The organism is Streptomyces sp. NBC_01384 (genome assembly GCF_045040035.1).
GTDB lineage: Bacteria > Actinomycetota > Actinomycetes > Streptomycetales > Streptomycetaceae > Streptomyces.
Window position 1 is genome coordinate 3,590,152 of sequence record NZ_CP109559.1, and the last position, 23,142, is coordinate 3,613,293.

At 70.3% G+C, this 23,142-nt stretch carries 22 protein-coding genes; 11 read left to right on the forward strand and 11 right to left on the reverse strand.

Features of this window, described 5'->3' with window-relative positions:
• Nucleotides 1-141: 141 nt before the first annotated feature.
• Both OG747_RS16225 and OG747_RS16230 read left to right on the forward strand, forming a co-directional pair.
• Nucleotides 142-3,360, forward strand: coding sequence for an AAA family ATPase (locus OG747_RS16225; RefSeq protein ID WP_405880046.1), 3,219 nt, complete (start codon nucleotides 142-144; stop codon nucleotides 3,358-3,360).
• A gap of 51 nt (nucleotides 3,361-3,411) precedes the next feature.
• Nucleotides 3,412-3,618: a hypothetical protein gene (locus tag OG747_RS16230; RefSeq protein ID WP_405880047.1), complete on the forward strand. Its 207-nt coding sequence runs from the start codon at nucleotides 3,412-3,414 to the stop codon at nucleotides 3,616-3,618.
• 38 nt (nucleotides 3,619-3,656) lie between these two features.
• Here the strand turns inward: OG747_RS16230 and OG747_RS16235 are convergent, their stop codons facing one another.
• Together OG747_RS16235 and mca are read right to left on the reverse strand one after the other, a co-directional pair.
• On the reverse strand, nucleotides 3,657-3,932 hold the full coding sequence (locus OG747_RS16235) for a hypothetical protein (protein WP_405880048.1): 276 nt from the start codon (nucleotides 3,930-3,932) through the stop codon (nucleotides 3,657-3,659).
• On the reverse strand, nucleotides 3,925-4,806 hold the full coding sequence (mca, locus tag OG747_RS16240) for a mycothiol conjugate amidase Mca (RefSeq protein ID WP_405880049.1): 882 nt from the start codon (nucleotides 4,804-4,806) through the stop codon (nucleotides 3,925-3,927). Before mca ends, OG747_RS16235 begins: the two co-directional genes overlap by 8 nt.
• Nucleotides 4,807-4,950: 144 nt before the next feature.
• Between mca and OG747_RS16245 the strand changes: the two genes are divergently transcribed.
• Nucleotides 4,951-5,352, forward strand: a complete 402-nt coding sequence (locus OG747_RS16245) for a DUF4307 domain-containing protein (protein ID WP_405880050.1) — start codon at nucleotides 4,951-4,953, stop codon at nucleotides 5,350-5,352.
• Between the two features lie 169 nt (nucleotides 5,353-5,521).
• Entirely contained in the window at nucleotides 5,522-6,019 is a 498-nt protein-coding gene (greA, locus tag OG747_RS16250) for a transcription elongation factor GreA (RefSeq protein ID WP_405880051.1), read from the forward strand.
• Between the two features lie 194 nt (nucleotides 6,020-6,213).
• Here the strand turns inward: greA and ilvA are convergent, their stop codons facing one another.
• The gene (gene ilvA, locus OG747_RS16255) at nucleotides 6,214-7,443 is read right to left on the reverse strand and encodes a threonine ammonia-lyase (protein WP_405880052.1); all 1,230 of its coding nucleotides are present in this window, start codon (nucleotides 7,441-7,443) and stop codon (nucleotides 6,214-6,216) included.
• A 164-nt stretch (nucleotides 7,444-7,607) separates the two neighbouring features.
• On the opposite strand from ilvA, the gene OG747_RS16260 reads away from it, so the two are divergent.
• The 3 genes from OG747_RS16260 to OG747_RS16270 all read left to right on the forward strand — a co-directional run bounded on the left by OG747_RS16260 (nucleotide 7,608) and on the right by OG747_RS16270 (nucleotide 9,000).
• Nucleotides 7,608-8,111, forward strand: coding sequence for a MarR family winged helix-turn-helix transcriptional regulator (locus tag OG747_RS16260; protein ID WP_405880053.1), 504 nt, complete (start codon nucleotides 7,608-7,610; stop codon nucleotides 8,109-8,111).
• Between the two features lie 146 nt (nucleotides 8,112-8,257).
• The gene (locus tag OG747_RS16265) at nucleotides 8,258-8,755 is read left to right on the forward strand and encodes a sigma factor-like helix-turn-helix DNA-binding protein (RefSeq protein ID WP_405880054.1); all 498 of its coding nucleotides are present in this window, start codon (nucleotides 8,258-8,260) and stop codon (nucleotides 8,753-8,755) included.
• Nucleotides 8,752-9,000 carry a hypothetical protein gene (locus OG747_RS16270; protein ID WP_405880055.1) on the forward strand — a complete coding sequence of 83 codons (249 nt, stop codon included), beginning with the start codon at nucleotides 8,752-8,754 and terminating at the stop codon, nucleotides 8,998-9,000. Before OG747_RS16265 ends, OG747_RS16270 begins: the two co-directional genes overlap by 4 nt.
• Before the next feature lie 28 nt (nucleotides 9,001-9,028).
• Here the strand turns inward: OG747_RS16270 and OG747_RS16275 are convergent, their stop codons facing one another.
• The gene (locus tag OG747_RS16275) at nucleotides 9,029-10,183 is read right to left on the reverse strand and encodes a cystathionine gamma-synthase (protein ID WP_405880056.1); all 1,155 of its coding nucleotides are present in this window, start codon (nucleotides 10,181-10,183) and stop codon (nucleotides 9,029-9,031) included.
• A 111-nt stretch (nucleotides 10,184-10,294) separates the two neighbouring features.
• Here OG747_RS16275 and OG747_RS16280 point away from each other — a divergent pair, with 111 nt between their 5' ends.
• Both OG747_RS16280 and msrA read left to right on the forward strand, forming a co-directional pair.
• A complete protein-coding gene (locus tag OG747_RS16280; protein ID WP_405880057.1) occupies nucleotides 10,295-11,413 on the forward strand; it encodes a hypothetical protein in 1,119 nt (372 codons plus the stop codon).
• A 259-nt stretch (nucleotides 11,414-11,672) separates the two neighbouring features.
• Nucleotides 11,673-12,389 (forward strand): peptide-methionine (S)-S-oxide reductase MsrA, encoded by a 717-nt coding sequence (msrA, locus tag OG747_RS16285; RefSeq protein ID WP_405880058.1) that lies wholly within the window; start codon nucleotides 11,673-11,675, stop codon nucleotides 12,387-12,389.
• A 77-nt stretch (nucleotides 12,390-12,466) separates the two neighbouring features.
• On the opposite strand, the gene OG747_RS16290 is transcribed toward msrA, so the two are convergent.
• Nucleotides 12,467-14,245 (reverse strand): multicopper oxidase family protein, encoded by a 1,779-nt coding sequence (locus OG747_RS16290; protein ID WP_405880059.1) that lies wholly within the window; start codon nucleotides 14,243-14,245, stop codon nucleotides 12,467-12,469.
• 543 nt (nucleotides 14,246-14,788) lie between these two features.
• Here OG747_RS16290 and OG747_RS16295 point away from each other — a divergent pair.
• Complete coding sequence (locus tag OG747_RS16295) at nucleotides 14,789-15,208, forward strand: hypothetical protein (RefSeq protein ID WP_405880060.1); 420 nt, start codon at nucleotides 14,789-14,791, stop codon at nucleotides 15,206-15,208.
• Here the strand turns inward: OG747_RS16295 and OG747_RS16300 are convergent.
• On the reverse strand, nucleotides 15,205-15,849 hold the full coding sequence (locus tag OG747_RS16300) for a CBS domain-containing protein (protein ID WP_405880061.1): 645 nt from the start codon (nucleotides 15,847-15,849) through the stop codon (nucleotides 15,205-15,207). The two genes, OG747_RS16295 and OG747_RS16300, sit on opposite strands and share 4 nt — an antisense overlap.
• Nucleotides 15,850-16,361: 512 nt before the next feature.
• Here OG747_RS16300 and OG747_RS16305 point away from each other — a divergent pair.
• Nucleotides 16,362-16,646: a hypothetical protein gene (locus OG747_RS16305; RefSeq protein ID WP_405880062.1), complete on the forward strand. Its 285-nt coding sequence runs from the start codon at nucleotides 16,362-16,364 to the stop codon at nucleotides 16,644-16,646.
• A gap of 38 nt (nucleotides 16,647-16,684) precedes the next feature.
• Here the strand turns inward: OG747_RS16305 and OG747_RS16310 are convergent, their stop codons facing one another.
• From OG747_RS16310 to OG747_RS16330, 5 genes are all read right to left on the reverse strand, one after another.
• Nucleotides 16,685-17,899, reverse strand: a complete 1,215-nt coding sequence (locus tag OG747_RS16310; protein WP_405880063.1) for a cytochrome P450 — start codon at nucleotides 17,897-17,899, stop codon at nucleotides 16,685-16,687.
• A 13-nt stretch (nucleotides 17,900-17,912) separates the two neighbouring features.
• Nucleotides 17,913-19,304, reverse strand: a complete 1,392-nt coding sequence (locus tag OG747_RS16315; protein WP_405880064.1) for an NAD(P)/FAD-dependent oxidoreductase — start codon at nucleotides 19,302-19,304, stop codon at nucleotides 17,913-17,915.
• Nucleotides 19,301-19,528, reverse strand: coding sequence for a ferredoxin (locus OG747_RS16320; RefSeq protein WP_405880065.1), 228 nt, complete (start codon nucleotides 19,526-19,528; stop codon nucleotides 19,301-19,303). The genes OG747_RS16315 and OG747_RS16320 overlap by 4 nt, the downstream gene beginning before the upstream one ends.
• A 579-nt stretch (nucleotides 19,529-20,107) precedes the next feature.
• A complete protein-coding gene (locus OG747_RS16325) occupies nucleotides 20,108-21,751 on the reverse strand; it encodes a multicopper oxidase family protein (protein WP_405880066.1) in 1,644 nt (547 codons plus the stop codon).
• A 176-nt stretch (nucleotides 21,752-21,927) separates the two neighbouring features.
• Nucleotides 21,928-22,968, reverse strand: a complete 1,041-nt coding sequence (locus tag OG747_RS16330; protein ID WP_405880067.1) for an NAD(P)-dependent alcohol dehydrogenase — start codon at nucleotides 22,966-22,968, stop codon at nucleotides 21,928-21,930.
• Nucleotides 22,969-23,142 lie beyond the last annotated feature (174 nt).

The window sequence follows — 23,142 nt, forward strand, 5'->3', positions numbered from 1 at the left end:
GACGCGTCGGCCACCCCCCGCACGACGACCAGGAACGTGGCGGTCGCAGGCACCCCATTGATCGCGCCGCCCCCTCGCGCTCACGCCCTCCCACGAAGGACACTGGAAATCAAAGGAGTTGCCGCCGGAGGGGGACGTGACATGCGGGAAGGCGATCGGGCGGAGGCGGAGCGGCTGTTGACCCGGGCCGTGGAGGAAGAGGTACGGCGCTCGGGCGGACGCAGCGACGGGGCCGTGCTGCTGTCGCGGGCCCGCGCCGCGCTCGACACCATGGGAGCAGCGGCCGCCGAGGAGTACGGGGCCTACACCCACGCCCTGGACGAGGCAGAGGCCGGGCAGTTGACGTTCGGGCAGCGCTATGCCCGGGAGGGTGCCGGAACTCCCCTGCTGGTGGCGGCCGTTGCCGCCGTCGCGGCCTGCGTGGCGGACCTGGCACTGGGCACGGGGGCCGGAACGGCCGTCGGCGCGGGCGCGGCCGTCGCCGTGGTGGGCGCGGCGGCCACCGTGCTCAAGGTGACCGCCTCGCATGTGCCGGCCGCGAGCCGCCGGGCAGGGGCCGTGGGCCAGCCGGGCGGCCCCGCGCAGTTGCGGCTCCAGTGGCTGACGGCCCTGGAGGTACGCGGTATCCGGCCGTTCCTCGATCAGCAGCGGGTGCTCAGCGCCGCCACGGGGGCCAAACAGGGCGCGCCCCAGTTACGGCGCACCGACAAGAGCGCCGCCGCGCGCCGGCGCAGCGTGCTGGAGCAGTCGTTCGGGCAGCTTCCCGAACCGGTGGGCCCGTTCGTGGGGCGCCGGGCCGAGCTGTCCCGGGTGGCGCAGTGGGTGCACGCGGCCCGCGCCGGCACCGAGACGAAGCCGACGGTGGTCGTCCTGCACGGCGCCCCCGGCTCCGGCCGCAGCACCCTCGCGATCCGGGCGGCGCACAGCCTGAAGGACCAGTTCCGCGGCGCGTGCGTGGTGGACCTGCGCGGCGACAGCGCCGAGGAGCCGCCCCTGCCCACCCGCGACGCCATGCTCCACCTCCTCAACCGGCTCGGCGCACCCCGCGAGCAGCTCCTCTTCCGTGAGCGTTCCTCGCAGGACCAGCAGGTCAGACGCCTCAGCGAGCTGTACCACCAGCACCTGACGGACCTGCCGGTCACCATCGTGCTGGATGACGCGAGCGACGCCGAGCAGGTCCGCGCCCTGATTCCCGAACGCTCCGAGAGCCTGGTCCTGGTCACGGCCCGCAAACCGCTCGACCTGCCCGCCGACCTCCCCGCCTGGGTGCACCAGCTCCCGGTCGAGGCACTGGACGCGGCGGGCGCCGAGGAACTGCTGAACGCGGCGGCTCAGGAGAAGCCGGACCCGTACGACGCCGAATCCTCCGACCGGGTGACGGAGCTGTGCGGCGGTCTCCCCCTCGCCCTGCGCGTCGCGGGTTCCTCCCTCGGCCCGCGCACCCCGCGCCAACTGGCCTCCGACCTCGGCGCATACGGCCCCGTGGAGCCGGTCGAGCGGGTGCTGTGGCTGCGTTACACGGACCAGAAGGAGCCGGCCAGGCGGCTGCTGCGCCGGCTGGCGCTGGCCGGCCGGGCCTCGCTCGGCGCCGCCGCGGCGGCCTCCCTGCTGGCGACGGACGAGCAGGAAGCCGCCCGCCACCTCACCGCGCTCGCGCAGGCGGGCCTGATCGACCATGTCCGCGGCAGCCGCTACCGCCTGCACGACCTCGTCCGGGCCTTCGCCCAGGCGCGGCTGCTCGACGAGGAGGACCCCGCCGAGCGGACGGCGGCGCAGGAGCGCCTGATCGTGAACTACGCGGAGCTGGCCGACTCGGTGATCCGCCTGGTCGACGGCAAGACGTCGACGAGGGCTGATACGTCTTTCCAATCGAGCACAGTCGGCCCGCACGGCTTCACCTCCCTCGACGCGGCCCTGCGCTGGCTGGACGACGAGTCGAGCTTCATCACGGCGGCCCTGCGCCACGCGGAGGGCGTGAACCAGGCGGCCGTACTGCACCTGCTGGGCGCCCTGTGCGACTACTGCCTGCTGCGCGGCGACCTCTACCGCCTGGGCGAGATCAGCGAGTTGACGCAGGCAGTCGACCAGGGCCTGCTGGTGCGCTCGGTGCAGTGGCGCACCGGCATCGCGGCCCGCCAGCTCGGCGAGCTGGACAAGGCCCACACCACCCTGTCGTCCGTGGTGAACCTCTACTTCGAGGCGCACCACGACGCGGGCGCGGCCCGGGCCCTGTGCTCCCTCGGCATCACCCTGCACCACCAGGGCAACCTCACCGAGGCGGCCGCCAAGCTCCAGGAGGCCATGGACCTGCAGGCCTCCCCCGACCTGGCGGCGGACCGGGCCTGGACGATGCACGCGCTGGCCGCCGTGGAGCGCGACCGGGGCCACGTCCTCCTCGCCCTGAACCTGCTCACCGAGGCCCTGGTCCTGCACCGCGAGGGCGAGTCCGTGCACGGCGAGGCGTGGGCCCACTTCCAGCTCGGCCAGCTGGGCCTGCGGATGGGCGACGTACCGCGCGCGGAGCGGGAGCTGCGCGAGGCCCTCGACCTGTACGGCCGTACGCGCGACGCCCGTGGCGAGGCCTGGGCCCTGACCCAGCTGGCGCGCGCCCGCCTCGTCGACGGCGATCCGTCCACCGCGGTCGACGGACTGCGCCAGGCGGCCTCCCGGCACCGCGAGAACGAGGACGCGCGCGGCGAGGCGTGGACGATCTACTACCTGGGCCAGGCCCTGGAGGAGACCGGCAACCTCGATCAGGCGGTCCGTGAACTGGAGCGCTCCCGCACGATGTTCTCGCGGATGCGGGACGTGTACGGGCTCGCCTGCGCGCGCCACCACTCGGCGCGCGTCACCCGTGACCAACGCGCCGCGCAGACCGGCTCCCTGCGCAACTCGGGCTTCGCCCGCCAGCTCCTGGTGGACGCCCGCGCCGACTTCCAGCGCATCGGCGTGGCCCACGGCGAGGCGTGGACCTGCCTGGAGCTCGCGGTGGTCGACGCGGGCAACGCCCGTACGCCGGGGGCCCTCGCGCTGTGCGACGAGGCGGCCGGTCTCTTCGCCTCGTACGGCGATCGGCGCGGCGAGGACTGGGCCCGGTTCCTGAGGTGCACCCTGCTGCCGTACGCCTCCCCGGGCGGCCTCGAAGTGGGCAGCGCCGTCGCTCAGGAGGAACTGGCCCAGCTCTCGCGCGGCGGTCACCCGTCCCGCGACGGAAAAATCGACGACTACGTGGAGGCGTACCAGCTCTTGCTGGAACGGGGGGTCGACCTGGACGCGGGATGGCAGGCTTGGCGCCTGCGCATGGTGCCGAGCCGGCACGCCCGGGAGATCATGGGGGTGGCCGTGACCGCGGCGCCCTAGCGCGGTGGGGCGGTGGGGCGGTGGGGCGGTTCGGGGACGAGGGGGATCTCGGTGTCGTTCGTCGGACGCGCGCACGAACTTGCCGCGTTTCAGCCCGTCGGGGAGCCGTATCCGCACGACGCCCTCGACCACCGCTTCGTCAGCGTCGACGCGAGCGATGTCTTCGTACGGGGGAACGGCCCGGCGGGTGCGCACTCCGACCATCTGCGGCCGGAGTCCGCACACCTGCTGCCGTCCCTGGCGGACCACTCGCGCTGACCACTCGCGCTGAGCGTGCCCCCCGGACTTGACGTCACTCAGCCGTTGGCGGGCGAGGCCTTCCCGCCGGGGCCGGCACCGGAGCCGATCCCCTTGCCGGAGACCGCCGCGTCCTTCTTCGACGCCTCCGGGTCCTCCTCGAAGGTGACCTTCCCCATGTGCCGGTTCATGGACTTCATCAGCCCCCATACCGCCAGGGCCAACGCCGCGAAGACGATGAAGCCGAGGACGCCGGGGGTGACCTTGTTCTCGTCGACGTCCTTGGCGAGGGGGACGAGGTGCGTCAGTGCCAGGCTTGCGCTCATGTCAGGCATTGTCGCGGATGCCCGCGAAGAGGTCGTCCTCGGGGAGGGAGGTATCGACGAGGGACTTGGCGAGCTCGTACTCCTCGGTCGGCCAGACCTCCCTCTGGATCTCCATGGGGACCTTGAACCAGCCGCCGTCGGGGTCGATCTGCGTGGCGTGCGCGATCAGCGCCTTGTCACGGACCTCGAAGAAGTCGGCGCACGGAACGTGCGTGGTCAGCGTGCGCTCGGCGCGCTCGAACTCCGACCACCGCTGCAGCCACTCGCCGTACGGCGACTCCAGGCCGCGCTCCAGCAGGGCGTTGTGCAGCGCCTCGGTGCGCGGGCGGTTGAAGCCCTGGTTGTAGTAGAGCTTCTGCGGCTGGAAGGCCGGGCCGAACTCCGACTCCGGGTACTTCTCGGCGTCCGCCGCCCCCTCGAACGCCACCATCGAGATCTTGTGGGTCATGATGTGGTCGGGGTGCGGATAACCACCGTTCTCGTCGTACGTGGTGATCACCTGCGGACGGAACGAGCGGATCTGCCGGACCAGCTCTCCGGCCGCCTTGTCCACGTCCTCGAGCGCGAAGCAGCCCTCGGGGAGCGGCGGCAGCGGGTCACCCTCCGGAAGGCCCGAGTCCACGAACCCGAGCCACTCCTGCTTGATGCCGAGGATCTCGCGGGCCTCGTCCATCTCCTTCTTGCGTACCTCGTGGATGTGCTCCTCGATGTACTTGTCGCCCTGGAGCTTCGGGTTGAGGATGGAGCCGCGCTCCCCGCCCGTGCAGGTCACGACCAGCACGTCCACCCCCTCGGACACGTACTTCGCCATGGTGGCCGCGCCCTTGCTCGACTCGTCGTCGGGGTGGGCGTGCACGGCCATCAGTCGCAGCTGGTCAGTCAAGACTCAATCCTCAGTAAGTCGGCCAGTCGGTAGGTCGGCCGGTCGGCAGTCGGCGCCCGGCGTGAATCGGCGTGATGGGCGGCTTCTATAGTGACGGAATCGGGGGGCGAATAATTCCGGGACCCCCTCCCCGAGAGGACGATCATGAGCACGGCAAGCACGCAGCTGCCCGAGGGCCGGTACGGCCGCTCCGCGGACGAGCGTGCCGACCGGAAACTCAAGATCATCGGCAGTGTGCTGGGCGTGGCCCTGCTCGCCCTGATGGGCTGGTTCGCCTACTACTACGTCTTCTCGAACAAGATCAGCGCCGAGGTGATCACCTTCAAGGCCGCCTCGGACAGCGCGGTCGAGGTGCATCTGGAGGTCCGCAAGGACGCGGGTGCCCACGGGTACTGCACCCTGCGCTCGCAGGCCGACGACGGCAGCGAGGTGGGCCGCGCGGACTTCCGTTTCGACCAGGACTCCTCCCGGATCGACAAGGTCGTCACGCTCCGTACCACTGCCCGTGGCAGCACGGCGGAGCTGCTGGGCTGCCACGCCGACTGACACCGCCCCTGGCACCTACGCACGCTGACCTGCGTTGACGTAATTCTGATGTCTTATGTCCTCCCCCTTCAGCCGCGGAATTGTTAGGCTCGTGGTTTCGCCCACCCGTGAAAGCACATTCTTCTGGTAGGGCGATGCTTTGTATTCCCAGTACCTACGAGGAGCACCTGTGACCCAGACCAGCGAGAACGTCACCTGGCTGACCCAGGAGGCGTACAACCAGCTCAGGGCCGAGCTGGACTACCTGTCTGGTCCTGCGCGCACGGAGATCGCCGCCAAGATCGCGGCCGCGCGCGAGGAGGGCGACCTGCGCGAGAACGGCGGGTACCACGCGGCCAAGGAGGAGCAGGGCAAGCAGGAGCTCCGTGTGCGCCAGCTGACCCAGCTCCTGGAGAACGCCAAGGTCGGCGAGGCTCCCGCGGCGGACGGCGTGGTCGCCCCCGGCATGGTCGTCACCATCGCCTTCGACGGCGACGAGGACGACACGCTGGACTTCCTGCTCGCCTCCCGCGAGTACGCCAGCGCCGACATCGAGACCTACTCGCCCCAGTCCCCCCTGGGCTCCGGTGTGAACGGCAAGAAGGTCGGCGAGGACGCCCAGTACGAGCTGCCCAACGGCAAGCTCACCTCGGTGAAGATCCTCAAGGCCGAGCCGTACCAGGGCTGAGCCCAGGACCGACTACCGCGACGATGCCCCGGCCACGCGGCCGGGGCATCGTCATGCCCGGGTCACGCGGTGGCGGACCGGTACTTGCGCACCGACAGCGTCCGGTCGTTGGGGATTTCCACGGTGAAGACACACCGTAACGCGATGTATCGCGTCACTCAACAGGTTTTTCCGAGAAGCGTGGGACGACGGTCTCAGTCGATGACCGTGTAGCCCGCCGCGCGCAGGGCGCGGCCGACCTCGACGCAGTGCTCCGGGCCCTTCGTCTCCAGGTGCAGCTCGACCTCCACCTCCGTGAGCCCGAGCCGGGGATCGGTCCGTACGTGGCTCACATCGAGGACGTTGGCGTCCGCCACCGACAACACCCCGAGAAGTGTGGCCAGAGCGCCGGGACGGTCCGTCAGGCGCAGCGTGACCGCGAGGTAGCGGCCGCTCGCGGCCATGCCGTGGCGCAGGATGCGCTGTATCAGCAGCGGGTCCACATTGCCGCCCGACAGCAGCGCGACGACCGGGCCCTCGAAGGCCTCGGGCTCGCTCAGCAGCGCCGCGACGGGGCTCGCGCCGGCCGGTTCCACGACCAACTTGGCCCGCTCCAGACAGAGCAGCAGCGCGCTGGACAGGTTGTTCTCGGAGACCGTGCGGACCTCGTCCACCAGGTCGTCGATGATCCGGAACGGCACGTCGCCGGGCCGTCCGACCTTGATGCCGTCGGCCATCGTCGCCGGGTTCTCGATCGACACCGGGCGCCCGGCCGCCAGCGAGGGCGGGTAGGCCGCCGCGCCCGCCGCCTGCACGCCCACGATCCGCACATCGGGGCGGAGCGCCTTCACCGCGACCGCCACGCCCGCAGCCAGCCCGCCGCCGCCGATTCCGACGACGATCGTGCGCACCTCCGGGCACTGCTCCAGGATCTCCAGGCCGACCGTGCCCTGGCCCGCGATGATGTCGGGGTGGTCGAAGGGGTGGATGAACACCGCTCCGGTCTCGGCCGCGTACTCCTGCGCGGCGGCCAGCGTCTCGTCGACCACCTGACCGTGCAGCCTCACCTCGGCGCCGTAGTCGCGCGTGGCCGCGACCTTGGGCAGCGGGGCGCCGGTCGGCATGAAGACCGTGGAACGCACCCCGAGCAGCGAGGAGGCGAGAGCGACGCCCTGCGCGTGGTTGCCGGCGCTGGCCGCGACCACCCCCGCGGCGCGCTCCTCGGGCAGCAGCCCCGCGATCCGCACATACGCGCCGCGCAGCTTGAACGATCCGGTGCGCTGGAGGTTCTCGCACTTGAGGTGCACCGGCGCGCCCACCAGCTGGGACAGGTACCTGCTGCCCTCCATCGCGGTCGTCCGCGCCACGCCCGTGAGCATCTTCTGGGCGCCTCGCACATCGTCCAGAGTCACACTGGGAAAGGAGTCAGCCGTGCTGTAGCTCATGACCACCAGTCTCGCAGTTCACACCCGAGGACTCCTGGTGTGACCACGCTCCGAGACTGGTTTGCGAAGCGCCGGTACGACCCGCCTTCCAGCCGCGTACCCTGTCCCCCAACCCAGCTCCCCACGCATGAATTGAGCCCCCGGCCATGCCCACAACACCAGAAATGTCGATGGACATGACGACCGTCGGTGACACCGGTCTTCTCGACACGCTGCAGCACGAGGTCGCGTTGTTCGCGCGCCGTGCCGAACAGACCCGGCTCGGCGGGGTGGGGCAGGTCCGCAATTCCATGGACCGCGCCGCATACCTGCTGCTCAACCGCCTCGACAACGAAGGCCCGATGGGTGTCAAGGCGCTCGCCGCGAGCATGGGCATCGACTCGTCGACGGTCACCCGGCAGGTGGCCCCGCTGGTCGACACCGGCCTCGTCAAGCGCACCTCGCACCCCGAGGACGGGCGCGCCGTGGTACTCCAGCTGTCGCCGCGCGGACAGTCCCGCCTCGAGGAAGTGCGTTCCTCCAGGCGTCAGTTGATGGCCGAGCTGACACACGACTGGGCGCCGGAGGAGCGCGAGGCCTTCTGCACGCTCCTCACGCGCTTCAACAGCGCGCTGTCGACCCGGATGGCCACCACCGGGGGCACCGCGGCGGAGCAGCCGACTTCCTGACCGTGCGCCGGGCTCTTGACCGGGAGGCCGCGTCTGGCCTCATATGAGACCGGGTCCCTGTCGCACGCGGTGCGGCCCGTCGCACGGCGCGTCGTGCGCGGCCGGGGCCCCGTTTCCCTCAGAGTCGCCCTCGGGCGGGAGGCGTGGTGCGAGATCGGCGTGCGTCCCAAGGTGCCCGCCGGGCCCGGGAGTTCGAAGCGTTCGTCGCGGGCGCGGCAGGGCGGTTGTTGCATGCCGCCACGCTGCTCACGGCGGAGCCGCCCGACGCCAACCCGCGCGCGCGGCGCCTGCTGACGCTGGCCCTGGCCCAGACGTACGCCTCCTGGGACCGGCTGCGCGGCGAGGACCCGTACGACCGGGCCCGCCAGCACCTGGCCGTCCGCTTCGCGCGCGGGGCATGGCACCAGTACGGCGGCTTGAGCCGCTCCCGTTCCCGTCCGTCTCCCGGTGGCGTCCTGGCGCGGCTCACGCCCCAGGAGCGGCTGATCCTGGTCCTCAGGATGTACGAGGGGGTGGCCGAGGAGCAGGTGGCGGCCCTGCTCGGGCTCTCCACGGAACGGGTCCGGGCGATCTGCGCCCGCGCCATGACGACGCTGCTGCACCCGCCCCGGGGACCGGCACCGGCGGTGGTGGCCCGGTCATGAACCTGCCCCAACGCGAGGCGGCCGTACGGCGGCTGCTGGAGCAGCAGCACCCCGCGGTGCCACCCGACCTGTACCCGGACGTCATGCGCCGTGGGGGCCGCATGCTGCGTCGCAGGACGCTGGCCCGGCGGGTGATGTGGCTGCTGCTGTTCGCGGCGGCCGTCGCCTTCATCGTCTGGGCGGCGACGGCCCGCCCGTGGGTGGAGCCGCCGTCCGAGACGACTCCACCGCTGACGGGCTGGTGACCTTCCGGCCGGGCTTGGCCCTGTCGGTCTAGCCGAGGGCCTGCTGCAGGTCCTGGAGCAGGTCGTCGACGTTCTCGATCCCCACGGAGAGGCGGACCAGGTCGGCCGGGACCTCCAGGGCCGAACCGGCGGCGGACGCGTGCGTCATGCGCCCGGGGTGCTCGATCAGGGATTCCACGCCTCCCAGGGACTCACCGAGCGTGAAGATCTTGGCGCGGTTGCAGACCTCGACCGCCGCCTCCTCGCCGCCCTCGACCTGGAAGGAGATCATGCCGCCGAACGACCTCATCTGCTTGGCGGCGATCTCGTGACCGGGGTGCTCCGGGAGGCCCGGGTACAGAACGCGCGTCACGCGCGCGTGCCGGGTGAGCATGTCGGCGACCTTGGTGGCGTTCTCGCTGTGCCGGTCCATGCGCACCGACAGCGTCTTGGCGCCGCGCAGCACCAGCCAGGAGTCGAAGGGCCCGGCGACCGCGCCCATCGCGTTCTGGTGGTACGCCAGCTCCTCGCCGAGCTCCTGGTCGCCGACGATCAGCGCGCCGCCGACGACGTCGGAGTGGCCGCCCATGTACTTGGTCAGCGAGTGCACGACGACGTCCGCGCCGAGCGACAGGGGCTGCTGGAGGTAGGGGGTCGCGAAGGTGTTGTCGACGACGAGCTTGGCACCCGCCTCGCGCGCGATCTGGGCGACCACGGCGATGTCGGTGATGCCGAGGAGCGGGTTGGAGGGCGTCTCCACCCACACGACCTTGGTCTTCGGCGTGAGGGCGGCCCGTACGGCGGCCGGGTCACTGGTGTCGGCCACCGACCACTCCACACCCCACCGCGAGACGACCTTCGCAAACAGGCGGAACGTACCGCCGTACGCGTCGTTGGGGATGACCACGTGGTCGCCGGGGCTGAGCAGCGTACGCAACAGGCAGTCCTCGGCCGCCAGTCCGGACGCGAACGCGAGGCCGCGGCGGCCGCCCTCGAGGGCGGCGAGGTTCTCTTCCAGGGCGGTCCTGGTGGGGTTGGCGCTGCGGCTGTACTCGTAGCCGCCGCGCAGGCCGCCGACGCCGTCCTGCTTGTAGGTCGAGACCTGGTAGATGGGCGGGACGACCGCGCCGGTGAGGGGATCGGCGGTGTTGCCCGCGTGGATCGCGAGGGTCTCGAAGTGCTGACTGATGTGCCTGTCGCTCATGGGTCCCGAGCGTAGTGCTCCCCCGGGGTTCGTGACGGCTCACGCCCGCCGCACCGGGCCGCGGTCCGACCTCGTTGGCCAATTGTCGGACCCGTCTGGTTCGCTTGAGACATGGAGATTATCTGGGTCCTGATGGCGCTGGCCTTGTTCAGCATGGTCCTGCTGCCGGTGTTCAGGCGCAGGCGCGCCGGTATTCAGCTGGTGTCGCCCGGCGACCCCGACGCGGCGGACCCGGCGAACTACGGATTCCTGCGCCAGGAGGAGCTGGACATCCGTATGCCCGGACCGGACGGGGATCTCCTGGACGTCCTGGACGTGGTGCAGCGCAGCCAGGACTACCACGCGGCCTCCCAGCTCCTGGCGGGTACGGAGATCGCGGGCGAGACGCGCTGGCAGCGGGTGCAGGCCTTCGCGGGCGCCGCGTCGCTGGAGCTGCAGCAGCGCCCCGGCGGGGTCAGCGAGATGCCGGGCGGGCAGTGGCTGCGGGTGTGGCGGGCCGAGAAGCCCAAGGACGCGGGCGCTGCGGCGGTGCACGCGGAGTTCCTGGTGCAGCAGGCGTGGCGGACGTCGACGCCGGGGACGGACGAGTTCCGGATCATCATGGAGGAGGCGAGGACGGCGTGCGGAGAGGCGGCCCTCCTCTCCCCGGGTGACCCGGTCCCGTACATCATCGAGCTGTCGGTGGCCCGCGGACTCGCCTATCCCCAGCCGGAGTTCGAGCAGCTCTGGCTGAAGATCCTGGACCGCGCGCCGGCCCACATGGGCGCGCATCTGGCGGCCCTTCACTACTGGTGCGAGAAGTGGCACGGCTCGCGCGAGGTGGCGTACTCCTTCGCGGAATCCGCGGCGGCCCGTGCCCCTCAAGGCTCCCTCCTGGCCGCCATGCCCCTCTTCGCGGTCTTCGAGCACCTCCCCGAGGTGAACCTGGTCCGCAGCTTCTACCAGAGCGAGGTCGTCACCAAGGCGGTCCACGGCGCGCTCTACGCCGTGCACGCGGCCCGCCCCGACGACCCGATGCTGGCGCACGTCCGCCACCTCCTGGTGTTCTTCCTGGTCCGCGGCGAGCGCTGGGCGGAGGCGATGAACCAGCTGGTGCACATAGACGGCCACGTGGGCGCTCTCCCCTGGACCCTGACCCCCGACCCGGCCGCGGACTACGCGCTGTACCGCGCGCTGGCGGTGGCCGGCTACGAGGCGAACGGCGGCACCCCGGCGTCGCTCCCCCGCTGAGGCGCGAATCCCGGTCGGCGTCGGCGTGGTCGGCGTGGTGGGCGTGGTGGGCGGTCTGACCGGTGGCCCAAGGGTCCCGGTATGTGGCCCGGGGAATGTGACACTTGCGCGGCGAGTGTCACATTCCCGCGGCCGCCTACCCGGCCGCAGCGGATGCGCCAACAGCGTCGGAATTCCGACCGGGGCCCACGCGTTGATCGACACGCGCCCACTCTCGTCCCGCAGCCCCGGCCCCGTGCCCCGACCCGGTGGAGACCGCATGTTCCTGTACAGCCGTACCCCGCAGCTCCCGACCGCCGAGCAGGCACTGCGCGGCCGCCCGGAGCCGATCTTCACGGTCCCCGACCGGCACACCGTCCTCGGCACCCCGCTCCTCGGCCCCTACCCCGAGGGCCAGGAGATCGCCGACTTCGGCCTGGGCTGTTTCTGGGGCGCCGAGCGCAAGTTCTGGCAGCTCCCGGCGGGCGTGTACACGACCCTGGTCGGCTACCAGGGCGGCTTCACCGAGCACCCCACGTACGAGGAGGTCTGCTCGGGCCTGACCGGCCACACCGAGGCGGTCCGCGTGGTCTACGACCCGTCCGTCGTCTCCTACGAGCGCCTCCTCCAGGTCTTCTGGGAGTCCCACAACCCGACCCAGGGCTTCCGCCAGGGCAACGACGTGGGCACCCAGTACCGCTCCGCCGTCCACACCCACACCCCCGAGCAGGCAGCCGTCGCGGCCGCCTCCCGCGAGGCCTACCAGAAGGTCCTGACGTCCTCGGGCTACGGCACGATCACCACGGAACTCCTCCCCGCGCAGGGCCGCACCTTCTACCCGGCCGAGGGCTACCACCAGCAGTACCTTTCGGGCAGCAAAAACCCGGACGGGTACTGCGGGTTGGGCGGGACGGGGGTCAAGCTAAGTGACCCGTTCGAAACGAACTGGGGCGCCTCCTGCCCGACGGGCCTCGCTCCGGCGCCGGAAGTCCCGTGAGTCCCCCGCGGCGCCCCAGCGGTCACGTGCCGCGAAGTCCGCCCGCGGCGCGGCCCCAGCGGTCTACTGGTCGAGTGTCAGGCTGGGCCGACGCGGAAGGGACGCATCATTTCGTTGTCCTCGTGTTCCAGGATGTGGCAGTGCCACATGTACCGGCCGGCCTGACCGAAGCGCACCTTGACCCGGGTTGTCTCCTGCGGATAGGCGAGCACCGTGTCCTTGAAACCGCGCTCCCACGCCTCCGGGGGACGACGGCCGCCGGCCGGGAGCGTTTGCCGGTCCACGACCTGGAACTGGACTTCGTGGATGTGCATGGGGTGGGCGTCCTTCGTCAGGTTGTGGATCTCCCAGATCTCCGTTGATCCCACGGCGGGGTTCTCCGTGATGGGATCGGCCCATCCCAGGAGTTTCGGTCTGCCGCTCGGACCGATGACGCCGAGCAGCACCTCGCGGGGACTGACGCCCGGCACGCGGGCCGAGGCCTCCTCTCCGAGGCAGACCCGACGGGTGCGGTCGGCCGCGCCCAGGGGCTCGAAGGGCGGCAGCGTGAGCTGTGCGGGGGGCGTCGAGGTGTCCGCCGTGACGAGCGGTTTGATCACGAACTTCACGACCTGCCCGGTGGTCTTCGGGTTCGCCGCGGGGAATCCGGTCCCGACCGTACCTCCGGCGAACACGGCGTCCGGTCCCTCGTTGATCAGGTACAGCTCCGTGCCGACCGGGGTCGAGGAGAAGTCGACGATGACTTCGGCGCGTTCGGCCGGCGCGAGCAGCAGTTGGTCGCGCCGAACAGGTGCGGGCAGAAAGCCTCCGTCGCTTCCCACCTGCCACAGGGCGAGTTTCGCCGGTACCGGCCTGCGGCCCAACGGGTCAGCGACGATCTTGAGGATCAGGCTACGTGCGTTGCAGCCGTTGAGGAACCTGAACCGGTAGCGGCGCGGCTCCACGGGCAGCACCGGCCAGGTCCTGCCGTTGGTGACCATCGCGTTGCCGAAGTACTCCGGGTTCCAGATCGGCGGAATGTCGCTGCCGGGCACATAGGGGCCCTTGAACCCGTCGAAGAGCGCCCGGCTCGCCGGGTAGAAAAGGGTCCCGTCGGTGCGGAACGAGCGGTCCTGGACGACGATCGGGATCTCGTAGTAACGCGTGCCGGGCGGGTCACCGAGCCTCGGCGCGGGCCCGGGCAGGACGCCTTCCCCCAGGTCCGACGGCCCGCCGCGCAGCAGGTAGAAGCCCGCCATTCCGGCGTACACGTTCAGCCGGGTGATGCCCAGGGTGTGGTCGTGGAACCACAGGGTGGCGGCCCGGTTGAGGTTGGCGTAGTGGGAGACGGCCTCGCCGGGGCCCCAGGGCACAGCGAACTTCGCTTCGGACTTCTTCGCGAACTCCTCGTAGAAGGATCCGACTCGGGCGTAACCGCGGGGGATGCCATGCGCGTCGGGCAGGTACCAGGCCTCGGCGTAGCCGTCGCTCTCCTCCGTGTTCGCCCCGCCGTGCAGGTGGGTGACGACGGGAACCGGTCCGCGGTACGGCCCGGGTGTCGAAGTGAACGTGGGGCGGGAGTCCCGCCACCTCGCCCCGCCCGGTGGGTTCGCCCAGTGGAGTGCGGGGTCGACCGGCAGCAGATGCGGGAGATGTCCGCCGTTCGCGTCGACCAGTTGGTTGACCCACCTGACCTGGACTGCTCGTCCGTACCTGGCTTCGATGGTGAGGGCGGGATAGTGGAACGTTTCGGGACGCCCGGTCGAGCCGTATCCGAACACCGTTGTGGCCGGCATGCCCGGGGGGAGCACCTGCTGCCGGAACTGCCGGATGCCGATCGTGTAGATGTCCCGGCCGACCCGGCTGTCCAGCGGCATGACGGGGGGTATCAAAAGTTCGGCCGCGTACTTCCGTATCGCCGCGGGATCAAGGATCTCTGCTTCCGCCGGCGCAGCCCGCGGCATCGCCGTGCCGGAAGCGGAAAAGAGTGACGTCCCGCCTGCCAACGCGGCCTGAAGGACGATCCGTCTGCTGATCACTGGGCTTGTCACCTCGGCTCAGGTCGGTGGGACACGGCACCAGTGGCCTCCGGACTGGGACCCTCGGCGGGTGCCGGACCGTACGCGGTCGGCTGCCGGTTACCGACGATCGTCGCAGCGCCCCGGCGGATGCGCATGACGGCCACTGAGCGCCATGGAACGCACTGACGCCCCGCGATTACGGCGTTGTCAGCCCACCGGTCGAGCGAGCCCGCGGGCGATGGAGGCCTGTTGATGGGACGTCCTGCTCTAGTCCACCAGGGTGATACCGCGCCCCGGCGTCACGCTCCGCGGCCGACGCCGCCCATGGGCCACATGGCAGCAGACCACCGCGGGGACCGGCGTGTCGTGCCCGATCGGGGTCGCGAAGTTCACCGAAGAGTGAGTGACTCGTTTCCGGGAGATCAGGCGGTACGGCTTGATCTCCCGGATCTGCTGGCGGACATCCGGCGGCGCCCCGGCGCCTACGGCCTGGACGGCACTTTCTGGTGCTACGCGGCCTACCTCAACGGGTACCACGAGGGCAGCGGACGTACGGCGCTCGCCGGTTTCCGCGAGTGGCTGGCCGAAGAGCTGGGCCATGGCACCAACCTCATCTGGGAAGCACTCGCCCTCCGCCTCGTACTGCCGGCAGTCGACGCATCGCGCTTCTGGTCGCTGACCGCAGACGAAGACGCTGCCGCGGTGACCGGGCTCTTCAACCTGCTTGGGCAGTTCCGTGAGTCCAGGACGTCGAGCGATCAAACAGGGACGTACGGCTCGACGCGCACCGCTCCGGCCCGCGAAGTCACCAACGGCTAGTCCGCCCGGGCGGCCGCGAGGTGGGCGTCCACGGCGACGACACCGTCGACGCCCTGGCACAGGCCCACGACCACCGGGACGAGACGCGGTTCCGGGACGTGACCCCGCAGGGTAACGTCCCCGTCCCGGACCTCGACCGCGACGGTGCCCTCTTCCAGGCCGAGTATGCGCCCCAGGACGTCCCGCTCGACCTCGCCGCGGATCTCAACGTCGGAGCGGATGAAGGTGTCCAGCAGGTCGCTGCGGCTGACGATGCCGGTGAGGAGCCCGTGGTCGCCGACCACCGGCAGTTGCTTGACGTGCCGCCTGCGGAGTTCCCGCGCGGCCCGGGGGATCGTCCAGTCGGCACGGGCGGTGAAGACGGGGCTGCTCATGAGCGCGCTCGCGGTCCTGGCCCGGGCCTTGCCCCAGGCGCGCTCGTCGTTCCCGTCCTGCCCTTGCGGTTCGGGCATGCCGGTCTCGTGCCGCAGCACGTCTGACGCGGACACGACGCCGATGGGGGCGCCCTCGTCGTCGATGACCGGGACCGCAGCGATGTCGTTCGCGTCCAGCAGGGCGGCGATCTCGTTGAACGGCGTGTTGGGTCGGAGGGTGATGACCTCCTCGGTCATCACGTCACCGACCGTGCGGCGGTGCAGCATGGCATCGGCCTCCTCCGCTTCGCGACGGGGCGGCGCCCCGGCCTCCGCGGCCGTTCGTCCACGCCGTCTCCCCTACCCATGACAGCACCGCGCCGCTCCGGCGGCCAGTGACGTTCGGCCTGGCGGGGAGGGCCGACGGTCCCACGGCGGCGTCCAGAGAGCCGATTACCGCATGGCCGCCTCGCTTCGTACTCGGACAAAAATCCGGCGGGGTACTGCGGGATCGGCGGGACGGGGGGACGGGGGGACGGGGGGACGGGGGGACGGGGGTCAAGCTAGGTGACCCGTTCGAGACGAACCGGGGAGCGTCCTGCCCGCCGTCCGCGAGGGCCGATTTCCCGCCGCGTGGAAGCGGGACCGGATGACGTGAGTCATCAAGCCGGCGGCCGCCGTTCGGATCACCCAAGGCGGCCCTTCAGGTGATTTCCGGACGCCTCATGAGCCAGGCAGCCGTCGCAGGGGTACGACGTCTCAGCAGAGGACGAACCCAGAACGCCGTGAGGAGCTTGGCGATGTACGCAGCAGTCCGGCGGTATGAAGGAGTGACCGATTCGGCCGAGGCCGCACGTCTCGTGAACGAGGGGTTCGTGCCGCTCATGCGCCAGGTCTCCGGCTTCGTGGCCTACTACTGGATCGATGCCGGGGACGGAGTGATGGTCTCGACCAGCGTCTTCCAGGACCAGGCCGGTGCCGAGGAATCGATCTCGAGGGCTGCGGACTTCGCGCGGGACAGCCTTGCGTCACTGCTCCCCAACCCTCCCCAGGTCATGGCCGGCGAGGTGGTGGCTTCCGCATGACAGCGTTCGGACCAGCCGGCCCGTCGGATGGTTCGCCTTCAACTCTGCTCGATGTGCAGGTGGATGGGACCTCGCAGAACGGGGCTGGGCCGGTACGGCGGCGGGTCCTCGACCAGCCTGGGCCGGTCCAGGCGGCGTACCAGCGCGTTCAGCGCGATCTGGGTCTCCAGCCGGGCCAGCGGTCCGCCGAAGCACAGGTGGATACCGCTGCCGAACCCCAGGTGCTGGTTGTCCTCCCGATCTGGGTCGAAGCGGTCGGGATCGTCGAAGCGCTCCGGATCGCGGCTGCCCGAGGCGAGCAGGAGCATGATCTGCGAGCCCTTGGGGATGACGGTGTCGGCGACGGTGATGTCGCTGTACGCCGCCCGCCAGGGAATGATGTGCACCGGCGGCTCGTAGCGCAGCAGTTCCTCGACCAGCGGCACGACCAGGTCCGGTTCGTCGCGTAGCCGCTGCAGCACCTGCGGGTGGCGCAGCAGGGTGAGCATGCCGTTGGTGATGAGGTTGACGGTGGTCTCGTGGCCGGCGATGAGCAGCAGGTTGGCGGTGCTGACGATTTCGTCGTCGGTCATCCGCCCGTCGGGCCCGTCGTCGTTGGCCAGCCGTGTCAGCAGGTCGTCGCCGGGCCGGTCGTGGCGTTGTTCCAGCAGCCCGCCGAGGTACTGGCGCAGGTCTTTCCTGGCCTGCACGCCGTTGTCCAGTTTCTCCTTCGGGTCGGTCCTGGGGTCGTAGTCGATCGCGTCGATGATGGCGTTCACCCACACGTGGAACCGCGGTTCGTCCTCGCGCGGCACCCCGAGCAGGTGGCAGATCACGGTGACGGGGAACGGGTAGGCGAAGTCGTCGACGATGTCGATCCGCTGTTTGTCCGCGAAGTCGTCGATCAGGCCGCTGACGATGGCGGTCAGGTCGGGTTCCATGCCGGTCACCAGCCCCGGGGTGTGCGGGGGGCCGAAGTGGCGCATGGCCAGGCGCCGCAGGCGGTCGTGCTCGGGCGGGTCGAGGTTGATGAACGACGGCGTGGTGTGTGCCTCGGTCGCGGGCATCGGCCGCGACAGGTGGCGGACGTCGGAGCTCAGGTGCGGGTCGTGCAGTATGCCGGCGAGTTCGCGGTAGGTGCTGATGACATAGCTGCCGTCCTCCTGCAGGGCCACCGGGGTCTTGCGCAGCTCGGCGTAGAGCGGGTACGGGTCGGCCCGGGCGGAGTAGTCGAGGATCTGGTGCAGGATGTCGGGCGTCTCGGTCGTGGTCATGTCGCTTTCCCTCCTACCGGTGCTGCCACGCGGCGGTGACGCGCCGCTCTCCCGGGTCGTGGCCGGTGACGACCACGGTGGCGCCCTGGGCGAGCAGAGTGGGGCCGGGGAAGTCGACGGGCACCGGCTTCGCGTCGGCGGGCTCGTCGGGCGTGGGGCAGGGCGGCGGGAAGGGTGCGGCCGTCTCGATCAACTGCCGGTAGTGGTCCAGCCACTTCGCGTTGTTGAAACTGACCGCCGCGGTGACGCGGCCCTGGTAGCCGTATGCGGCGACGAAGCGGTGGTCGGCCACTGATCCCTGGGTGACGACGACCTCGTCGGCGAAGGTCGGCACACCGACGGACTTGATGTTGACGCCGAACTGGATCGACCAGAACGTCGGGATGGACAGGTGCGGCCAGCGGTCCGCCTGGGCGCTGACCATGTTGTGCGCCGCGATCTCGGCCTGTTCCACGGCGTTGACCCAGTGCTCCAGCGAGATGAGCCGGTACTCGTAGATCGGGTTCGGGCAGCGTGCCACGTCTCCGGCAACGAAGATGTCGTCGGTGATCAGGCCGTTGAGGTCGAGGGCGCGGCAACCCGTGTCGCAGGCGATGCCCCATGGGCCTGCCGCCAGTCCCGAGCCCCGCAGCCACTCGGTGTTGCGGATGCCGCCGAGCGCCACCACCGCCACGTCGGCGTCGATGGTGCTGCCGTCGGAGAAGTGGGCGCGGCGAAAGCGCCCCTGCGCGTCGCCCTCCAGCTGGGTGACTTTGACACCGCAGCGCAGGTCGACGCCGTGGGCGCGCTGCATGTCCGCCGCGACCTCACCGATCATGGCGCCGAGCGCCCCGACCAACGGGGCCGAGGCGAGCTCGGCGACGGTCACCGGGATGTCCCGCTCGCGGCAGATGGAGGCGATCTCGGAGCCGGTGAAGCCCGCGCCGATGACCAGTACGCGGGAGGGCCCGGCGGCGAGGGCTCGCTGCAGGCCGTCGGCGTGTTCGCGTGTGCGCACGACGAACACCCCGTCCAGGGCCGCCTCGCTCTCGACGAACCAAGGCCGGGCCCGTACCCCGGTGGAGATCAGCACTCGGTCGAAGGGAACCTCGCGGCCGTCGGCGAGATGCACGTGGTTGGCCGCCAGGTCCAGCCCGTCGGCGGGCACGCCCAGCAGCCACTCCGCGTCGATGTCACGACGTCGCGGCAGCTTGGTGCCCCCGGCCGGCACCCACCCGGTCAGCACCTGCTTGGACAGCGGGGGCCGGTCATAAGGCTCACCCAATTCGTCACCGATCATGGTCAACGCCCCGGTGAACCCCTCGCCGCGCAGAGCCTCCGCGGCCCGGAGTCCCGCCAGTGACGCCCCGACGATCACGACGCGGCCGTCGCGCTTGAACCCCTGCAGGGTGTCGGCGCTGCTCATGACGGCGACGCTCCCACCGGTGCGTCCCGTCCCTCCAGTTGGTCGACCAGAATGGCCTGGAGCGGGCAGGCCGCCGCGGCGCGTACCACCTGCTCGCGCTGAGCATCGTCGGGGTTCGGGTTGTACATCAGCGCTTCCTCGCCATGCATCCGGAAAGCGTCCGGAGCCAGGAACGCGCACTGCGCATACCCCTGACACCGGGAAAGATCAACGACAACTCTCATGCCGACCTCCATTTCAGGGACTGCAAAGCTGCGGGCCCTGAGGCAGCACTCCTACGGCGCCCAAAGCGCGGGGCACGCCTTCGAAGATGGGATTCGGCCGCAGCTCACCCCTGCGAATGTGAAGGGGGCGCGACACTCGTCAAAGGTCACCGCAGGAGGAATTGCTCATCGCGAACGAGGCCCCGGCGTCTGCAAAACCCGCCGGGGAACCTGACCTTGCCGTCGAAAAGCGTATCCCGCGCGTACGTCGTCCGCACCCCGGGTAAAGAAGCCGCTGGGGCCGCTGTCGAATCATCGCGATCATCGGGAGCGGGCTGACGGCGACGGCGGCCGCATGCCCCAGGACATCACCGAGAGCTCGCCCCATGGCGGCCTCCGGTAGGGAATCAGAGCGATCGGACTGGGCAGGGCTGAGCATGGCTCGGCTTGGTAGGAGCTCGGCTCGGCTCGACAGGAGCTTGGCCTGGCTCGGCTTGAACGCGCTGATCACCGGCTCCGGCCCGGTGGGCAGCGCGTTACGCGCCCCGTCGTCGTCATTTCCTGTAGCCAAGGATCGTCATTTCCGGTAGCCGAGGATCGTCATTTCCGGTAGCCGAGGATCGTCATCATCCCGGACTCTGCGTGGTACTGGTTGTGGCAGTGGAGCATCCAAAGGCCCGGGTTGTCGGCGTTGAAGTCGACGACGAGTTTGCGGTGCGGGAGCACGTAGGCGGTGTCCTTGCGGGCGCCGGACGCGCCGAAGCCGGTGACGGCGAAGGTGTGGCCGTGCAGATGCATGGGGTGCCACATGTCGGTGGCGTTGATGAGGGTCAGGCGGACCCGTTCGCCCTCGCGGACCGGGTGGCGTTGTTCGACGGAGTAGGGCCGGTGGTCGAAGCTCCAGTTGAACTGCCTCATGTTGCCAGTCATTCTGAAGCGCATCTCGCGGTCCGGGGCGCGGTCGTCGAGGGCCACGGACTCGTCCGGCACTAGACGTCTGGCCGGCACGATCTCGCCGTCCAGCTCGTCCGGATGTACCGAGGGCCGGGGGAGCCCCCCGCTGCCCGTACGCAGGACGGCCAGGGCCTTCGCGTTCTTTCCCTCGGCGAGCGCGACCAGCGGGAACACCCCGTCCTTGGCGGTGATCAGCACGTCGTAGCGTTCGGCCATGCCGAGCAGCAGCGCGTCCGTCTTCCTGTGCTCGACCGGGTAGCCGTCCGTGTGCGTCACCGTCATCTCGTGGTCGCCCAGCGCCACCCGGAAGGCCGTGTCGCCCCCGGCGTTGATGATCCGCAGCCGGATGCGGTCCCCGGGACGGGCCCGGAAGATCGAAGGAGCGTGCGCGAGGCGGCCGTTGACCAGGTAGTACGGGTAGTCGACATTGCCGCCCTCGCCCTCCAGCAGGCGGCTGTGGGAGTTCCGTAGGATGCGGGAGGGCCCGGTGGCCTTGTCGCCCGCGTGCCCGCCGGCGGACTTGTCGTGGCCCGTACCGTCGTGTCCGGTGTCCTCCCCCATGTCCATCGGCGCCCTGCCGTCGCGCAACTGCGCGAGCACACGGTCCGGGGTGGAACCGCCCACGCCGTCCACCCAGTCGTCCAGGACGACGACCCACTCCTTGTCGTAGGACAGCGGCTCCTTGGGGTCCTCGATGATCAGCGGGGCGTACAGGCCGCGGTCGAGCTGCAGTCCCGAGTGCGAGTGCAGCCAGTACGTGCCGGGGTGCGTCACAGCGAAGCGGTAGGTGAAGTCCGCGCCGGGCTTGATGGAGTACTGGGTGATGCCCGGTACGCCGTCCATGTCGCACCGCATACGAACACCGTGCGAGTGCAGTGTCGTCGCCACGGGCAGATGGTTGGCGATCTTGAGATTGAGGATGTCGCCCGCGGTGATCCGGACCTCCCTGCCGGGCAGCGCATCGCCGTACGCCCATGACCTGACGGTCCGTCCGCCCAGGTCGAGGGAGGTCTCGGTGGCGGTGAGCGAGAACGTGCGGACGGGCCCGGACCCACGTCTCTTCTCGGCGGCGATGACCTCGGGATCGGACGGGTTCACGTATCCCTTGGGCCCCTTGGGGACAAAGCCACCGCCCCGGTGGCCGCCGACCCCGGCTCCCGGGTACGGACCGGCACCGGAGTGGGAGCCCGACCCGGACGGGGAGTCGGACCCGGAGCAGCCGGCCAGGACTCCCGCGCCGGCGGCCACGATCGAGGCACCGAGCAAGGTACGCCGCGTAGGTGTGTGCATGAATGAATAACACACGTTTTAGGCTGATATGTCCTCGAACCCAGGACGGCGTGTCCTGTGAACGAAAGGGAACACCAAGGGCGCCGACCAGTCGTACGACCGGTCGGCGCCCTCCTGCCACGCGGCGCGTGACTCGATGGTGACTGGGTGATAACTGGGTGGTGACCGGGGGGTGACTAGATGGTGGCGGTGTCGATCACGAAGCGGTAGCGGACGTCGCTCGCCAGCACCCGCTCGTACGCGTCGTTGATCTCGGACGCGCCGATCAGCTCGATCTCGGCACCCAAGCCGTGCTCGGCGCAGAAGTCCAGCATCTCCTGGGTCTCCCGGATGCCGCCGATACCGGAACCGGCGAGGGTCTTGCGGCCGCCGATCACGGAGAAGAGGTTGAGCTTGACGGGCTCCTCGGGCGCGCCCACGTTCACGAAGGCGCCGTCCGTCTTCAGCAGGGACAGGTACGCGTCCAGGTCCAGCGGGGCGGACACGGTCGACAGGATCAGGTCGAACGAGCCCCGCAGCTCCTCGAAGGTCTTCGGGTCGCTGGTGGCGTAGTAGTGGTCGGCGCCCAGCTTCAGCCCGTCGTCCTTCTTGCGCAGGGACTGCGACAGGACGGTCACCTCGGCACCGAGCGCGTCCGCGATCTTGACGCCCATGTGGCCGAGGCCGCCCATGCCGAGGATCGCGACCTTCTTGCCGGGGCCGGCGTTCCAGTGCTTGAGCGGGGAGTACGTGGTGATGCCCGCGCACAGCAGCGGCGCGGCCACGTCCAGGGACAGTCCGTCGGGAATGCGGAGGGTGTAGTTCTCGTCGACGACGATCTTCTCGGAGTAGCCGCCGTAGGTCGGCTCGCCGTTCTTGTCGAGGGCGTTGTACGTGCCGACGCCGCCGCCGGTGCAGTACTGCTCCAGGCCCGCCTTGCAGTTCTCGCACTCACGGCAGGAGTCGACCAGACAGCCGACGCCCGCGCGGTCGCCGACCTTGAACTTGGTGACGCCGGAACCGACCTCGGAGACGATGCCGGCGATCTCGTGGCCGGGCACCATCGGGAAGATCGCCTCGCCCCAGCCCTCGCGGGCCTGGTGGATGTCCGAGTGGCAGATACCGGCGAACTTGATGTCGATCAGGACGTCGAACTCGCCGACCTCACGGCGCTCGATGGTGGTGCGCTCCAGCGGAGCCTTGGCGGCGGGAGCGGCGTACGCAGCAACAGTGGTCATGCCGGGGGTTCTCCTAAGGAGTGTGCAGTGCCCGGCTGCCTTCGTCTTTCGTCCGGGCACGGCGTCCAGCCTGCCGAACGGCACAGCTTTCACCCAGGCCACAGTTCTGCGTACGTCCGCCGGTCCTACTACTGGCGGGGTCAGGTTCACCGGCGTACGACCGTGAATACTGTA

Excerpts from the sequence above, each read along its gene's own strand:
- OG747_RS16235 (WP_405880048.1), bottom strand. The coding sequence starts at position 3,932 with ATGCCTGACATGAGCGCAAGCCTGGCACTGACGCACCTCGTCCCCCTC.
- OG747_RS16290 (WP_405880059.1), bottom strand. The coding sequence starts at position 14,245 with ATGCCGCTGGACAGCCGGGTCGGCCGGGACATCTACACGATCGGCATC.
- OG747_RS16310 (WP_405880063.1), bottom strand. The coding sequence starts at position 17,899 with ATGACCACGACCGAGACGCCCGACATCCTGCACCAGATCCTCGACTAC.
- OG747_RS16280 (WP_405880057.1), top strand. The coding sequence starts at position 10,295 with ATGGAGATTATCTGGGTCCTGATGGCGCTGGCCTTGTTCAGCATGGTC.
- OG747_RS16300 (WP_405880061.1), bottom strand. The coding sequence starts at position 15,849 with ATGCTGCACCGCCGCACGGTCGGTGACGTGATGACCGAGGAGGTCATC.
- OG747_RS16260 (WP_405880053.1), top strand. The coding sequence starts at position 7,608 with ATGTCGATGGACATGACGACCGTCGGTGACACCGGTCTTCTCGACACG.
- OG747_RS16315 (WP_405880064.1), bottom strand. The coding sequence starts at position 19,304 with ATGAGCAGCGCCGACACCCTGCAGGGGTTCAAGCGCGACGGCCGCGTC.
- OG747_RS16275 (WP_405880056.1), bottom strand. The coding sequence starts at position 10,183 with ATGAGCGACAGGCACATCAGTCAGCACTTCGAGACCCTCGCGATCCAC.
- ilvA (WP_405880052.1), bottom strand. The coding sequence starts at position 7,443 with ATGAGCTACAGCACGGCTGACTCCTTTCCCAGTGTGACTCTGGACGAT.
- OG747_RS16305 (WP_405880062.1), top strand. The coding sequence starts at position 16,362 with ATGTACGCAGCAGTCCGGCGGTATGAAGGAGTGACCGATTCGGCCGAG.
- OG747_RS16245 (WP_405880050.1), top strand. The coding sequence starts at position 4,951 with ATGAGCACGGCAAGCACGCAGCTGCCCGAGGGCCGGTACGGCCGCTCC.
- OG747_RS16270 (WP_405880055.1), top strand. The coding sequence starts at position 8,752 with ATGAACCTGCCCCAACGCGAGGCGGCCGTACGGCGGCTGCTGGAGCAG.
- OG747_RS16225 (WP_405880046.1), top strand. The coding sequence starts at position 142 with ATGCGGGAAGGCGATCGGGCGGAGGCGGAGCGGCTGTTGACCCGGGCC.
- OG747_RS16320 (WP_405880065.1), bottom strand. The coding sequence starts at position 19,528 with ATGAGAGTTGTCGTTGATCTTTCCCGGTGTCAGGGGTATGCGCAGTGC.
- OG747_RS16325 (WP_405880066.1), bottom strand. The coding sequence starts at position 21,751 with ATGCACACACCTACGCGGCGTACCTTGCTCGGTGCCTCGATCGTGGCC.
- msrA (WP_405880058.1), top strand. The coding sequence starts at position 11,673 with ATGTTCCTGTACAGCCGTACCCCGCAGCTCCCGACCGCCGAGCAGGCA.
- OG747_RS16330 (WP_405880067.1), bottom strand. The coding sequence starts at position 22,968 with ATGACCACTGTTGCTGCGTACGCCGCTCCCGCCGCCAAGGCTCCGCTG.